This is a genomic window from Burkholderia glumae LMG 2196 = ATCC 33617, from assembly GCF_000960995.1.
Classification (GTDB): Bacteria; Pseudomonadota; Gammaproteobacteria; order Burkholderiales; family Burkholderiaceae; genus Burkholderia; species Burkholderia glumae.
The window spans coordinates 312,034-326,177 of sequence record NZ_CP009435.1 but is presented as its reverse complement, the minus strand read 5'-3'; the positions used below and the strand labels follow the sequence as shown (position 1 = coordinate 326,177).

Sequence of the window (14,144 nt, the reverse complement as noted above, 5' to 3'; positions counted from 1 at the left end):
TGGCGCAAGCATACGGCATCGAGCCGCACCAAGTAAACCGCCTGGTTGCGACAAACGGGTGTCGCCGCGCGAATTTCCGCGTTCCGCGCCGCCGGGCACGCGCGCCGATGCGCTCAGACGGCGTGGGCGAGATCGGCCGCGCTGGTGAAGGAGTCCGCGTAGAACTCGTCCTCGGGCAGCCCGTGGTGCGCCGTGAAATCGCGCTGCGCCGACTCGACCATCACCGGCGCGCCGCAGGCATAGACCTGGAACGGCGAGAGGTCGGGCAGATCCTCGACGACGGCGCGGTGCACGAAGCCGGTGCGGCCGGTCCAGGCATCGTCGGCGTCGGGTTCCGAGAGCACCGGCACGAATTCGAAGTTGGGGATCTCGCGCGCCCATTGCTCGGCCAGCTCGAACAGGTAGATGTCCTTGCGGCGGCGCGCGCCCCAGTACAGGCGCATCGGCCGCGTGAAATTGCGGTGGCGCGCGTGCTCGACGATCGCCTTGATCGGCGCGAAGCCGGTGCCGGAGGCGAGCAGCACGATCGGCTTTTCCGAATCCTCGCGCAGGAAGAACGTGCCGAGCGGGCCTTCGAAGCGCAGGATTTCGCGCTCCTTCATGGTGTTGAACACGTGGTCGGTGAACTTGCCGCCCGGCATGTGGCGGATGTGCAGTTCGAGCGGACCTTCCTCGTGCGGCGCGCTCGCCATCGAATAGCTGCGGCGCGTGCCGTCCTTCAGGATGAATTCGATGTACTGGCCGGCCAGATACTGCAGACGCTCGTTGGCCGGCAATTGCAGCTTCAGCACCGCGACATCGTCGGCGCGGCGCTCGATCGCGTTGACGCGGCACGGCAGCTTCTTCACCTGCACGCCGTCCACGCCGGCGATCTCGCGCACGTCGATCTCGAGGTCGCACTGCGCCGTGGCGCAGCAAAGCAGCGCGAGCCCGCGCGTGCGTTCGTCGTTCGACAGCGCCGAGGCCGCGTGCGGGCCCTGCTCGATCTGCCCCTGCACGATCTGTCCCTTGCACGAACCGCAGGCGCCGTTCTTGCAGCCGTAGGGCAGGTGGACGTTCTGGCGCAGCGCGGCTGCCAGCAAGGTTTCGTCGGCCTCGACCTGGAACTGCCGGCCGCTTTGCTTGAGGGTTACGTTGAATGCCATAAGTCGGTTGAACAAAAGTGGGGACCGTGCGAATCGGGCACGGCGGCTACAATGGTTGTGCTACGAATTCCGCTTACATCCATGATTGCGACACGAATCCTGCGTCGTCCGCGCGTGCTGATCGTCGGTTGCGGCGATGTCGGCATGCGCTGCGTCGAGCAACTGCGCCGGCGGGCGCGCCCGCCGCGCATCATCGCGCTGACGAGCCAGCCGGCGCGGCGCGCCGAACTGCTGGCGGCGGGAGCCTTGCCGATCGTCGGTGACCTCGACCGGCGCACGACGCTGGCGCGGCTCGGTGGTCTCGCGCCGCTCGTGCTGCATCTTGCGCCGCCGCGTCCCTCGGGCGACGGCGATGCGCGCACACGCGCGCTGCTCGCGGCGCTCGGCGCGCGCCCGGCGGTGCGGCGCGGGCCGGCCCGGCAGGCCGCGTCGGCGGTGGGCCGGCTGCGCGCGGCGGTCAGTCACTTGCCTCGCGGCGCGGCCAATCGGGCAGCGCGTATTGTACCCGAGGGGCTCCGACGGCCGATGACGCTCGTCTACGCGAGCACGAGCGGTGTCTACGGCGATTGCGGCGGCGCCCACGTCGACGAAACGCGGCCGGTGCGGCCGGCCAATGCGCGCGCCGTGCGGCGCGTGTCGGCCGAGCGTCAGCTGCGGCGCGCCAGCGCGCGCGGGGCGCTCGACGCGCGGATCGTGCGGATTCCCGGCATCTATGCGGCCAACCGGCTGCCGATCGCGCGGCTCGAACGCGGCACGCCGGCGCTCGTCGAAGCCGACGACGTCTATACCAATCACATCCATGCCGACGATCTGGCCGGCATTCTGCTCGCGGCGGCGCGGCGCGGCCGCATCGGGCGCGTGGTGCATGCCAGCGACGATACCGAGATGAAGATGGGGGAGTATTTCGAGCGCGTGGCGCGTGCGAGCGGCCGTGCGAGCCCGCCGCGCATCACGCGCGAAGAGGCCGAGCAGCGCCTCGAACCGGTGCTGCTGTCGTTCATGCGCGAGTCGCGCCGGCTCGTCAACCGGCGGCTCAAGCGCGAGCTGCGCTTCGTGCTGCGCTATCCGAGCGTCGAGGACTTCCTGCGCACCGTGTCCGCCGACAGCGAACTCGGCTCGCTCAGGTAAGGGCGGGCAGCGCCTCGATCAGCAGGAAGCAGAGCAGGGCGCCGAGCATCGCGCCGATCGGGTTCGGATGGTAGGTTCGCCTGCGGTGCATCATGGCCAGCAGGCCGCCGATCAGCGCGGCGCCGACGAGGGCGAACGTGAGCATGACGGGCGAAAGGGCAAACGCGGTGTCGACCATGATCTTCCCCCTTGAACCATACCGACTCTTGATGTCGTTGTGATTCGAGTATAGCGAGGGCGCAGCGGAGTTCCACATTGCGCCGCAGCGCGCCGTGCGTGGGCGCAACGGCGGGGATTGTGCGGATCGACGCGCGCGCGGTGCCGGGGTAGGCGCGTTCAGCGTGCCGGCGCGGCGGCACGCAACGAGGCGAGGTCGGCCTCGTCTAGCCAGCGCCAGGCACCGGGCGGCAGCGCGTCGGCCGGCAGCGCGAAGCCGCCGATCCGCTCGCGGTGCAATTGCTCGCAGCGGTTGCCCGCGGCGGCGATCATCCGCTTCACCTGATGGTATTTCCCTTCCTGCACGGTCATTTCGAGCTGGTGCGTGCCGCGCGCCTGCGCGTCGAGCGCGGCGATCGGCTTCGGTTCGCCGTGCAGCAGTACGCCGTCGCGCAGCGCGGTCAGTTGCGCGGCGTCGAGCGGATGCTTGAGGGTGGCGAGATAGGTCTTCGGGACCTTGCGTTTCGGCGAGGTGTAGGCATGCACGAACTGGCCGTCGTCGGATAGCAGCAGCAGACCCGTGGTGTCCTGGTCGAGCCGGCCCACGCATTGCACGCCGCGGGTGGCGAGCTGCGGCGGCAGCAGCGCGAACACGCTTTCGTGGTGCTGCGGCTCGCGCGAGCATTCGTAGCCGGCCGGCTTGTTCAGCACGAGGTAGGCGTGCTGTCGGTAGAGCCAGCGCGTGCCGTCGACGTCGAATTCGAGGCCGTCGGTGGGAAAGGACTGCTCGGGATCGTCGCAGATCGCGCCGCCGATCGCGACGCGTCCCGCGGCGACGAGCGCGCGGCATTGGCGGCGCGAGCCGAAGCCCTGCGAAAAGAGGATGGTTTCGAGGTTCATGGCGCGCGCATTGTAGCAAGGGCGAAGGACATGAAAAAACCCGCGAAGCGTTGTGCTGTCGCGGGTTTTGGGACTTCCGGGAATTTCCCGGAACTATGTCATGGTCAGGGCCGGAATGAAATAATTCTCTGTGATGCCCGCAGTGTAAGGGCATTGCTTGTTGGGTGTTGCTGAGTTGCCCCCAGAGTTGCCCCCCGCGCTTCTGGCAGCCGCAGAATTCATATCGCTCTGCTGCGTGTGCCGTTCGGGCGAGGTCGTTCAGAAGATACCGACGGGCGTATCGGCGTAGGCTCGATCAGTCGAAGGCCCGTGCCGTGCGGAACGTTGCTGTGCCGCCGGAAGCAAAAATATTTGGAGATTTGGAGATAGACGGTTGTATCGGCCTGTAAGCCTTGTCTGGTAAGGCTGTGGTTATCTCCAAATCTATCTCCAAAGTACACATTTTCTTGGAGATAAAGTTGGAGACAGGCTGCTTAGCCATGGGGCCCGTACGACGACGTTGAGAGTTGCCCTGCCTTCTGGAACGCTGCGCGCAAAGAACGCCCCGCGCGCCCACGCCCCCGAGCCGCCGTCACGCTAGAAAGTTACTTTGCAACCGTCGCATCACGTCAGTGATTGGCACGAGCAAGCGCGGCATAATCGCGACAAGATTGGTGATTCGGGGGCTGAGATGTGCAAGTCCAGACCTGATCTCTCAGTCGGAGGCAGATCAGGTCTGAGATTGCGTGGACGTCACCTCATCAAGGGCCGTGATCGACCCGGAGCAGACTCACGGAGCTCCCGGTTACGGTCCTTCAACGTCGCCATTTTGCCGACTGCTGGCGACAGCAATCGGCACGGGATGCACCTACGCGAGAGCGATGTACTTACTCATCGGCACGCACGCCAATTCCAATCCACGCGAAGTTCGATATGTCGAAATCGAGTCGCCCGTCCAACCGCAACTACGATAGAACGGCGCTGCATTCAGCGTTGCATCGAGGCGCATTTCGACCAGGCCATGTTCGGCGGCCAACGCCTCGAGAAAGCGCAGCATCGTGCGGCCAATACCACGGCCCATATGGGATGGACGGACGAAGATTGCGTCGACCTGCCCGTTCTCGACTGTAAGCATGCCTGTGCCAACAACCAGTTCTTCATCGATGGCAACGTAGAAGTCACGTGCGACGACGCTCACCCATTTATCGGTGAGCACACCATCGACCCATCCGGACAGAGCGGCCTCCGAATAATGCTCAGCGCATGCAGCATGCACTGAAGTTTTACGTATATCCCATGCGTCGACGGCGTCATCGCAACCCGCTTTTCGTATCGTCAGCATGTCACTCTCCTCGGCTCGAGCGATCGAGTTGACACGCCTGCAAAGGCTCCGGGTACGGAAATACCTACTCTGTCATGCATGCAATCACTCCTGTTTGAGCCAATGCAATCCGGAGCGACTGAAAAGACACGGCCCCGTCATGATGGCGGGGCCGTAGAGGAAATGTGTGTGCGATGTATGAACGTCACGTCTCCCACGACTCGCCATAGGCTGTCATGGTGCACATCATGGATTGGAGCGCGTTGAAGTTCATGCCGACCATATTGCCGTTCCACGAGGTAGCCGTCAATGACCAGCCGGAAATCGAGCGATTCAAGCAGTCTACGCGAATGTCTCAAACTGGCCGAACTGAGCCAGACAACCTGTCTGCTTGGTCCGCTGAGCCGGGCTCTAGCAGGGCGTGAGTTGAACGACGCGCGCCGCTTAGAGGCCAGTTCAAAAACCCTGCTCAGCTCGTCTGAAGATGTTCCAACAGATGAGCGAGCAGCCAAGTTTGAGGAATGCTTCGTGAATGTAGGCACGTCGCTCGAAGCGAGTGCGTAGGCGACGGAAATTGTGGAGCCAGGAATGCGTACGTTCGACTACCCAACGATACTTGCCCAGACCACTGCCATGCTCGGTCCGGCGCTTGGCGATCACGGGCTTGATACCGCGTTCGCGCAACGCGCGACGATGTCGGGTGGAATCGTAGCCACGATCGGCGTAGACGACGCCGGGCTTCTGAAGCGGTCGGCCACGAACGCCGCGAATGGGTGGAATCGCATCAACGAGCGGCAGCAACTGCGTGACGTCGTTGGTGTTCGCGCCAGTCAGGATCGCAACGAGAGGAACGCCGTTGGCGTCTACGAGGACGTGGTGCTTGGAACCGGGTCGCGCGCGATCGGTGGGGTTCGGGCCAGTTTTTCGCCCGCCCCAACGGCGCGCACGGACGACGAATCGACCGCAGCGTATGACAGATCGATTTGGCCGGCCGCACGCAACTTGTCGAGAAGCAACTCGTGCAGTTGGTCCCATACACCAGCCTTTTGCCAGTCGCTCAATCGCCGCCAGCATGTGGCGCCCGAGCCAAAGCCCAGACGAGTCGGCAAGTGGTTCCAACGAATTCCCGTTTTGAACACGAACAGGATGCCGTTGAGAGCCGCACGGTCGGACACGCGCGGGCGACCAGGATCGCTCTTCGCTCGAAGCTTCGCAGGTGGCAGCAATGGTTCGATCAGTATCCACAGTTCGTCGTCAATGATTGGCGCTTCCATCCTTGGACTTCCGTTGTTCTGATGCCCAAGGTTAACAGCTTGCCGAGGAAGTAAACAGCCCCTCTCGGGAGTTTTTGAACTGGCCTCTTAGGCTGCGTCGCGTACCCGCATGATCGTCTGGCGGCTCGTGCCAAATCGCCGAGCAAGCGCGGCCACGCTTGCCCCCGCGTCCAACTCGCGCAGCACGTCCGCCCGCTGCTCGTTTGACAGGGCGGACGGCCGCCCCATCGCCTTGCCTTCCGCCTTCGCGCGAGCGATACCAGCGTGCGTGCGCTCAATCAACAGATCCCGCTCGAATTCGGCCACCGCGTTCAATACCTGCATCGTCATCCGGCCGGCCGCGCTAGTCAGATCGACGCCGCCCAGGGCGAGACAATGAACCCGGATACCGCGTTCGGCCAATCCCTCGACCGTGGCCCGCACGTCCATCGCATTGCGGCCGAGTCGGTCGAGCTTCGTCACGATCAACACGTCGCCTTCTTCCATCTTGACGAGCAACTGCGCAAACCCCGGCCGCTGATCGGCGCTTACGCTCCCCGAAATGCTTTCCGACACAACACGGCGCTTGTCGACCGAGAAGCCGGCCGCCTCAATCTCTCGTAACTGGTTCGCGGTGGTCTGGTCGGACGTACTGACACGGGCATAGGCAAAGGTTCGGGACATATCGGGCACTCAATCTGTACGAAATGGACGTCCGAATGTAAGGCGATGTCCAAAACATTTCAACCCTTATTTACGGACAGGGCAAAATGCCCCTGTCCGCAAGGGATCGGTTTTGGACAGGCGCATTTGATTGGTGGCCGATTGCCTTCCGGTCGGTCGCTGGGACAGACCCGAACCTCTACCGAGTGCCATCGGCGGGTTGGCCGGTATCCGGATCACTAAACAACGACGGGAAATCGCGCTCAAGCTTGGCGCTGAGTTCATGGGTAGGGAAACGTTCTATCGCAGCCGTCCAAATGTCCAGCGCCGTCGCTGCATCGCCACTATTCCAGTGGGCGCCGCCAAGGTCGAACATCGCCACAGCATCGTCTGGGTCGAGCCCAAGCGTCCTCTCGTAGGCGTCAATCGCCTCTGACCACCTGCTAAGGGAGGCGTAAGCTGCAGCCAGCTGAAACCAGCTCTTGGCATCCGGTTGAATGGTCTGAGCCTGTTCCAGCAGGAGCGGCACGCTCTCATCGAACCTCCCCAATTCCATGAGGGCAATCGCCATGCAATAGCCGTATTCGCCGCCCGCCAATTCATACGCCTTGCGAAAGCAGCGCTCCGCCTCCGCCCAGTCTTGGTCGTCCTGCGCCCAGTGGCCCAGACGATCCCAAGGCAGCGCGGCATCGTCGGGGTCGATGTGGGCGATGTGCCTATCGAATTCCTCGCGGAATTCACTATAGGTTTTCGAGACATCCTCTCCTCGGCCGCGCAGATAGAACGTCGTCATGAGAAGTTCCCAATTTCCGGCGGGATCCTCAGGGTTCGCCCTCACGTAGCGTTGCCAGAAGGGCAACGCCTGACGGGCGTTGTCCACATTCGCGCGTCCGAAGGCCGTGACCAGACGGGAACACCACGGCCAAATCCAACGGAAGCGGTCAGCCTGAGCTACCAGGCCGTTGATCTCGCGAAACGCAGCACGGCCGTCGCCGAGATTGAAAAGAACGTTGACGCGCCAGCCGACGACCGCAGAAGTCCTGCCCTGCTTTTGATCCGAGAAGACGACTTGGTCGAGATGACGCAAAGCGTCCTCGTACTTGCCCAAACGAACGTAGTGGGTGCCCAGGGAGTTGTGGGCCTCCGCAAGATCGGGATTCAACCGCAAAGCTTCGCGGTAGTGAGCCACCGCCTGCCCGTCGTCGCCAAGCACGGCGCAACTGGAGCCGAGGTTTTTGTGGATCTGAGCTGCTAGTTCGGAAGTGGCAGCGAGCGCAGGATCGGCGAGCGCGGCTTCGAAAGCTCGCTTTGCTTCTTGCTCGTTACCGAGAGCATGGAAGGCGTTTCCGATCGTGTAGTGCAGGTCGCCGATTTGATAACGATCATCTGCAAGCCTGATCCGAAAAAAACTGATGGCTTCCTCGATCCTCTCTGGGTGCCGGCTCATGCCATCCATGCCGAGGTTGATTTCGGCCATGTAGCAAACGCCCATTTCGTCACTGCCAACGCCGAAAACGGCCGCGAACTTGGCGAAGCCGGCGCTAATCTCCTCGTCGGCGTTCTTCTCGTAGAGTTGTACGAGAAGCTCGCGCGCCAGGGCAGTCTCCTGGGGAACGTGAATATCACGCGGCGACCCCAGAACGTGATTGGATAGGTCGGCGGCGGCCACCCCGACTTGGCCTACGCGCCGATCGCGTGATGACTTTGCCCCGGCACGGGCAAGAGCCGCGAGCCGGCCAAGGCGCTCAATCGACAGCTCCTCAACGAAAGAGACAGTCAGCGACCGCTGGTCGGTCCAGTTTTTCCCGCTATGCTCATATTGACGGGCAACACTTTCTGCCGTGCGAATGCGTAAGGAACCTGTCGGTGCGTGATAGGCAACGTAAACGCTATAGGGCTGCATAAGCAGATAGTTGAGGTTCGTGCGGCGAACTTCGACACTGAGCGAGCCGTCAGCGTTCAACGCACTCTCAGTGCCCTTTAGCTGGACGTGTACCCGGGCGTTGGTGGCATGCCCATCAGCCACCACCTCGATCTGACAGTCCGTTCCGTAGTCCTTGCGGTCCTGCGCCTGAAGGATGAAAGCGCCACTATCGGTGAGCCGCATCTGGAAGGCGGCAATCGCCTCGTCTTCGATCTCGTGATTACCGTCACGACGCGGTAGCTCGTCAAAGTGGCTCATAGCGTTGGCTTGATGCGGGCGTTCGGTGGTTCCGGTTGCTATAGACGATACCTACGACGTCGACCGCACGAACTTGAGCGTTGGCGCCACCAAGACTTTCGTTTGTCGATTGAGGTCTTGGTGCGCCCACTCCGCGATCGCCATGTAGTGTTTGAATGATCCTGTTCGGGCGGCGTTATGAGCTGCATTGTAATTCCCCCCACCTCTGCGTGACCGCAACTCCAGCCGTCCCATGCGTTATCTGATAACCCGTTGTCGAAGTGGTTATCCACGGCTGTGGAATATACGGCATTGAATATGGATGCTCGTTACGCGCCGCTCTCGGATCCCACGTGACCACTCCTCGAACTGGGCCGCGAAGGCGTGTTTTTTGCCGGCAACCGTCGGCCAAGACTCTGTTCGCTGCGCTCAGAGGTCCGCCGTCCACCTCAGAGTAATATTTGACGGCTCGAACTGTCGGGCTACAAATAAGGAGAGCGAGATGAGACTGGAATCTGTTTCGATAAAAAACTTCCGTTGCTACCGTGAAGAGACCACGGTATCTATGGCGGACCTGACGACTTTTGTTGGGAAAAATGACATAGGAAAGTCCTCGGTCCTCGAGGCGCTGGAGATCTTCTTCAACAACGAAACTGTCAAGATAGAGCAGGGTGACGCGAACATCTACAGCGGCGCCCCCCTGGTTTCTATCACCTGCGAATTTTCTGATTTGCCATCCCAGTTGAGCCTCGACGCAGGGGCAGAGACGACTCTAGCAGCAGAATACCTTCTCTCTACCAGGGGCACCCTGAAGATCCAAAAGGTATTCGATTGCAGCAAGAAGACGCCGTCCGCCGAAGTGTATATCCTTGCGAACCACCCGACGGCAACCGGGGTTGCAGACCTTCTTGATCTGAAGGAAAAGGATCTTCAAAAGCTTGTAAAAGACCAGAAGCTCGATGCCGCGCTTAAAGGGAATCCAGGTATGCGGCGGGCCTTGTGGGCGGCGGCGAAAGACCTCGAACTGCAGGAAGTGGCTCTTCCTGTCACCAAGCCGAAGGAAGATAGCAAACGGATCTGGGATCAGCTCGAAAACTACTTGCCGATGTATGCGCTGTTTCAGAGCGATCGGAGCAGCCGCGATTCTGACGGGGAGGTACAAAATCCGATGAGGGCAGCAGTGGCAGCCGCCATCGCCGAAGTGCAGGACGACATCAACCGGATTCAGGAAAAGGTTCGCGAGAAAGCCGAGCTAATTGCGAAGATCACTCACGAAGCTTTGAAGACGATCGACCCCAACCTTGCCAAGGAGCTGACGCCGCAATTCATGCCACCGACTGCAGCCAAGTGGACCGGGTTGTTTTCGGTCGGCATGGACACCGACGACGGCATTCCGCTAAACAAGCGCGGCAGCGGCGTCCGTCGCCTTGTCTTGGTTGCCTTTTTCAAGGCGGAAGCGGAGCGCAGGTTGAAGGCCGGCACCAGCAGGAGCATCATTTACGCGATCGAGGAGCCCGAGACGGCGCAGCACCCGAACAACCAACGCATCCTTATAGAGTCATTCAAGACGTTGGCTTTGGAGCCCGGATGTCAGGTTTTGCTCACGACGCACAGCCCCGGCTTCGCGTCGGATCTGCCTACCGCCAGTATCAGGTTTGTAACGCGAGACGCGGCTCTTCAACCCGTGATCCTGGAGGGCGCAGACGTATTCGGGCAGGTGGCTGAAACGCTCGGTGTCGTGCCGGATAGTCGTGTCAAAGTCCTACTTTGCGTCGAAGGACCGACAGACGTGGCCGCCTTTAAATCGCTCAGTCGGGCGTTACATTTGACCGACCCAACCCTGCCGAACCTAGCTTCGGATGACCGAGTGGCCTTCGTATTGCTCGGTGGCTCAACGCTCAAGCATTGGGTCACACAACATTATCTCCGGTCGCTCAATCGTCCCGAGGTCCATATCTACGACAGCGACGTGGCCAAGTATGCGGAATCTGTTGCTGAGGTAAACCTGCGCACGGATGGCTCCTGGGCCGTGCAAACGAACAAGCACGAGATCGAATGCTATCTGCATGCGGACGCGATCAAGGATGCTTTTGGCGTCGAGATTGTCGTCGTCGATCAGCCCGGCGCCGACGGGAAGTCTGTCCCGAAGATTTTCGCTGAAGCCTTCTCTGCGAAGCAACAGTACGATGGGGTTATGGGCGATGAAAAAGCAAAGCTACGCCTCGCGGATAAGGCATTTCCCATGATGACTGCGGAGCGGCTGGCCGAAAGGGATCCCGCACGAGAGGTTGAGGGGTGGTTCCGCAGACTTGGGGCGATGCTGTAAGCGCCGGATACGCGGGCCGCGCGCTTGCGGCCCGTGCGACAGGAGTGACATAGCTGCCGGCCACGAATGGCACTTTTTGAAGCTATGTGATCACTCCCCTATATGTCGAGCTAAATGATCGCAATCAGGACTAAAGCGAATACGTGGCCCACAATCACGACAGACCGCTTGTAGTCGAACAGTGACACCACGTATTACGGTCTTAGATAATCCGAGACAAATCTTTTGTGGGGGCAGATCTTTCGATATAATTGCGGTACTTGTTAGCACCTAATCGAACACGGTTCTAGGAATCTGTGGGCGATGCAAGGAAAAAGGCGGGGAATGCTCAATCGTTGAGCATATTTCGTCGCGCTGACGAGAGGGTGCCGGGGGTGTGCTACCAACACATCCCGCCGGCGATTTTTGGCTTGGCTGCCTGTTCCATAATTGGAGGAACCACAAGAGCCACCGCGCCTAGGAAACGCATAGCTCTTGTTAGGACGAATGATACCGCGCGCGGCGCGCCGCGCAAAGTAACTTTGCAAAGTTACTTTGCGCGTCTCCCCCGAACTTCATTGCGCCCGTACTTTGATAGTACGGCGTGGTTTATTGCCGCCGCTTTCCTCCTTCTTGCGGAACAGGCCATTTCTGAACAGAAAATGGCTCTTAAGATTCTTCGACTTATTGGTGTGCTGGATTGCGTCGGCGTCAAGAAAACGACGCTGTATCGCTGGATTCGTGAAGGCAAGTTTCCAGCGCCGGTCCAGTTAGGGGCCAGGAGCGTCGGCTGGCGCGCGCAAGACGTCCAGAACTGGGTCGAATCCCGCCAATCGACGCGGGAGCAAGCATGAGCGCGCCCTCCCTTATGATCGATCGCGGCGGCCCGTATGGTCGCGCGATGGGCGCGGCCGTCACGGCGCGCGACGCCGCGCTCGTGCGTTGCCGCGACGCCCGCCTCCGCAAGCTCGCAGGGATCCTCGATGACATCGAGAGTTGCTTCTGGAATCGTGGCGATGACGCAGGGAAGCTCGTAGCGATCGCCGTCACGCTCGCCTCGACGCTCGCGCTTGAAGCCCCGCGTCTGACGACAAAGCAACTTGGAACCGCCTGCGACAAGTTCGTCCAGGCGATTGCCGCTGCTGAACAGGACTCGGCGAACTATCGTCGTCGACAGTATCGACAACTGCGGCAAGCCTATCGTGCGCTTTACAACGACATCGATGCGCAGTGCACGGACGGGACGCGCCGTTTGCAAGTTAGCGCCCTGCTGCGGGGCGTCGCGCTCGGCCAATCACTGGCGCAGGGCAGCTCGCGACTGGATATCGAACAGCTCAAGCTGGCGACTGCCGTGCTCAAGGGGGAGGCCGCCTGATGCTCGCCCAAAGTCGCTTTGCACTAGGCAATACACGGCGAGGGCGTTGCGATTTGCGTCGTCCAGCATCGCGCGGTATCCTGTGCGCGTCGCTGAGACAACAGCGACCGGGATTTGCAGCCCGACAGTTCCAAGGCGGACGACCGCCGCAGTGCGGTTTTTTTACGTCCGTGTGCCTTCGCGCGCCTCTACGATCAATGGGTGGGCGACGGTGGGGAGGCTTCGGCCTGCCGGTTCCCTTGGACGCCGGTCTGCAAACCCTGCCGTCTGCCCGCCCACCCCAATTTGCAGTGGGGAGCGGGGTTCACCCGTCCAAGGAGGTCGCATTCAATGCGCCAGTCCAAACACGCCCGTACCGGGCAGCAATCCCACCTCATTCAATCCATCGTCCGCGCAGCACTGCGCGACGCGGCAACCGCCAGCACGTATCAAGACGCCCTCGATGCAACCGGCGCGGCACTGGCAGCGATCGCGGCGCTCGTTCGTGCGGAGGTACGCCATGGCTGAGCTGCGCTGCAAGATCGGCGATCTGGCGATCGTCACGCAATGCGATGCGCGCTCACGCATTGGCATGCTGGTTGAGGTGGCATCGGCTTCCCCGACGCCCGATCACGATTGGCGCGTGCGGATCTTGGGCGGCCCCGTTGCGGGGCGCAGCGCCTACGATCGGCGGTTCGGCGAATTCACGCATGCTGCCGTCCACGACTGGAACCTCACACCGATTCGCGGCGAAGCGGAGCAGGATTGCACGATCGACGTCCGGCAACTCCTCGCGTCGATCCTGGAGGTGCGCCATGTCTGAATTCCGCCTGCCGAACGAAGTCAAGATGATCGCCATGTGTGCGGCCCATCAGTTCGCCCATCTCGAAGCGCTGTTCGATGCCGTCCGTGCGCATCTTCCGGAGGACACCTACGAGCGCTCGCTCGTCGACATGGGGCAAGGCGTTGCGAGCCGGTACTCGGCCGAAATGCGCCGTACCGCGCAGCCGGAGGTGTGCCATGACTGATCAGCGCATCCGAACCGCGGTTATCAACGGATTCGACAATGCGCCGCCACTCGATACCGGCGCTCCGATCGAGCTGCAATTCGCCGTCGACCTTGGCGCGATCTGCGCTGACGCGTGGCTCGACCTGAAAGGTGACGTGCGGCTGCACGACTACGCGGCCCATCAAGCCGGCGCGTTCGCGCGCGGCATGGAAGCCGCCATGCAGGACGCAGGCGACGTCGACGCGCACCGCCTGACGATCAGCCGCCAAGCGTTCGCGGCCGGCCTGATGGGGCGGGTGCAACAGCACCTGTTCGCCGCGCTCGGCCTCGTCACGCGCGAACCGCGCACGACGCACTGAGGGGCGGCCATGGCAAAGACGAACAAGAATGCCGTGCAACCGCTCGCGTCGCACTTCGTGGCCGAGGTGAATCGGCCCGATCACTACCGCATCGGCACGCGGATCAGCGATGCAATGGAGCTGCTGGACAGCCTGCATTGGGCGGCCGACAAGGCCATGTCCGATGACGACTACTGGCTTGTGCTGAGCCTGTTTCGCGCGTCCCTCCCTTCGATCGGCGCGGCGCTGGAGGCGGCGAACGACGCCCTTGGCGAGTCGCGGCTCGGCCGCTACGTCTACAGCAACGACGTCACGGCCGGCGGGGCCGTTCTGTCGGTGCCTCGCGCGGCCGGCTGACACTCCGCCGCTAGGCATCGTCGCATCATTCAATTCTTCGTGCGTCGAGTCGGTGCTTGCCCGATATGGACTACT

General features: G+C 61.8%; 15 protein-coding genes and 1 pseudogene. 9 read left to right on the top strand and 7 right to left on the bottom strand.

Translation table 11 applies throughout. From position 1 onward, the window contains the following. Nucleotides 1–113: 113 nt before the first annotated feature. Nucleotides 114–1,145 carry a CDP-6-deoxy-delta-3,4-glucoseen reductase gene (locus KS03_RS14065; RefSeq protein ID WP_015876779.1) on the bottom strand — a complete coding sequence of 344 codons (1,032 nt, stop codon included), beginning with the start codon at nt 1,143–1,145 and terminating at the stop codon, nt 114–116. A 26-nt stretch (nt 1,146–1,171) separates the two neighbouring features. On the opposite strand from KS03_RS14065, the pseudogene KS03_RS14060 reads away from it, so the two are divergent. Then, nucleotides 1,172–2,273: pseudogene (locus KS03_RS14060) on the top strand (NAD-dependent epimerase/dehydratase family protein). Here the strand turns inward: KS03_RS14060 and KS03_RS14055 are convergent. From KS03_RS14055 to KS03_RS14035, 6 genes are all read right to left on the bottom strand, one after another. Further along, nucleotides 2,266–2,451 carry a hypothetical protein gene (locus KS03_RS14055; protein WP_015876777.1) on the bottom strand — a complete coding sequence of 62 codons (186 nt, stop codon included), beginning with the start codon at nt 2,449–2,451 and terminating at the stop codon, nt 2,266–2,268. The pseudogene KS03_RS14060 and the gene KS03_RS14055 overlap by 8 nt on opposite strands. Nucleotides 2,452–2,609: 158 nt before the next feature. Continuing rightward, on the bottom strand, nt 2,610–3,329 hold the full coding sequence (locus KS03_RS14050; RefSeq protein ID WP_015876776.1) for a pseudouridine synthase: 720 nt from the start codon (nt 3,327–3,329) through the stop codon (nt 2,610–2,612). Between the two features lie 847 nt (nt 3,330–4,176). Beyond that, nucleotides 4,177–4,650, bottom strand: coding sequence for a GNAT family N-acetyltransferase (locus KS03_RS30045; RefSeq protein WP_080763591.1), 474 nt, complete (start codon nt 4,648–4,650; stop codon nt 4,177–4,179). Nucleotides 4,651–5,085: 435 nt separating this feature from the next. Then, a protein-coding gene (locus tag KS03_RS30040) for an IS5-like element ISBugl2 family transposase (RefSeq protein WP_085962346.1) occupies nt 5,086–5,903 on the bottom strand; the annotation gives its coding sequence in 2 pieces (ribosomal slippage) (nt 5,086–5,555 and nt 5,555–5,903; 819 coding nt in all). Between the two features lie 87 nt (nt 5,904–5,990). Then, complete coding sequence (locus KS03_RS14040; protein ID WP_015876775.1) at nt 5,991–6,566, bottom strand: recombinase family protein; 576 nt, start codon at nt 6,564–6,566, stop codon at nt 5,991–5,993. A 178-nt stretch (nt 6,567–6,744) separates the two neighbouring features. Further along, complete coding sequence (locus KS03_RS14035; protein WP_015876774.1) at nt 6,745–8,727, bottom strand: tetratricopeptide repeat protein; 1,983 nt, start codon at nt 8,725–8,727, stop codon at nt 6,745–6,747. 481 nt (nt 8,728–9,208) lie between these two features. Between KS03_RS14035 and KS03_RS14030 the strand changes: the two genes are divergently transcribed. The 8 genes from KS03_RS14030 (at nt 9,209) to KS03_RS14005 (ending at nt 14,069) form a co-directional block, all read left to right on the top strand. Beyond that, nucleotides 9,209–11,032 (top strand): ATP-binding protein, encoded by a 1,824-nt coding sequence (locus KS03_RS14030; RefSeq protein WP_015876773.1) that lies wholly within the window; start codon nt 9,209–9,211, stop codon nt 11,030–11,032. A 557-nt stretch (nt 11,033–11,589) separates the two neighbouring features. Continuing rightward, on the top strand, nt 11,590–11,865 hold the full coding sequence (locus KS03_RS30035) for a helix-turn-helix transcriptional regulator (protein ID WP_017432796.1): 276 nt from the start codon (nt 11,590–11,592) through the stop codon (nt 11,863–11,865). Continuing rightward, entirely contained in the window at nt 11,862–12,386 is a 525-nt protein-coding gene (locus tag KS03_RS14025) for a hypothetical protein (protein ID WP_017432795.1), read from the top strand. The genes KS03_RS30035 and KS03_RS14025 overlap by 4 nt, the downstream gene beginning before the upstream one ends. Nucleotides 12,387–12,716: 330 nt before the next feature. Next, on the top strand, nt 12,717–12,893 hold the full coding sequence (locus KS03_RS32285) for a hypothetical protein (RefSeq protein ID WP_015876771.1): 177 nt from the start codon (nt 12,717–12,719) through the stop codon (nt 12,891–12,893). Next, complete coding sequence (locus KS03_RS14020; protein WP_015876770.1) at nt 12,886–13,188, top strand: hypothetical protein; 303 nt, start codon at nt 12,886–12,888, stop codon at nt 13,186–13,188. The genes KS03_RS32285 and KS03_RS14020 overlap by 8 nt, the downstream gene beginning before the upstream one ends. After that, nucleotides 13,181–13,393, top strand: coding sequence for a hypothetical protein (locus tag KS03_RS14015; protein ID WP_009962292.1), 213 nt, complete (start codon nt 13,181–13,183; stop codon nt 13,391–13,393). The genes KS03_RS14020 and KS03_RS14015 overlap by 8 nt, the downstream gene beginning before the upstream one ends. Next, a complete protein-coding gene (locus tag KS03_RS14010) occupies nt 13,386–13,733 on the top strand; it encodes a hypothetical protein (protein WP_015876769.1) in 348 nt (115 codons plus the stop codon). The genes KS03_RS14015 and KS03_RS14010 overlap by 8 nt, the downstream gene beginning before the upstream one ends. Nucleotides 13,734–13,742: 9 nt before the next feature. Continuing rightward, the gene (locus KS03_RS14005; protein ID WP_015876768.1) at nt 13,743–14,069 is read left to right on the top strand and encodes a hypothetical protein; all 327 of its coding nucleotides are present in this window, start codon (nt 13,743–13,745) and stop codon (nt 14,067–14,069) included. Nucleotides 14,070–14,144: the final 75 nt, after the last annotated feature.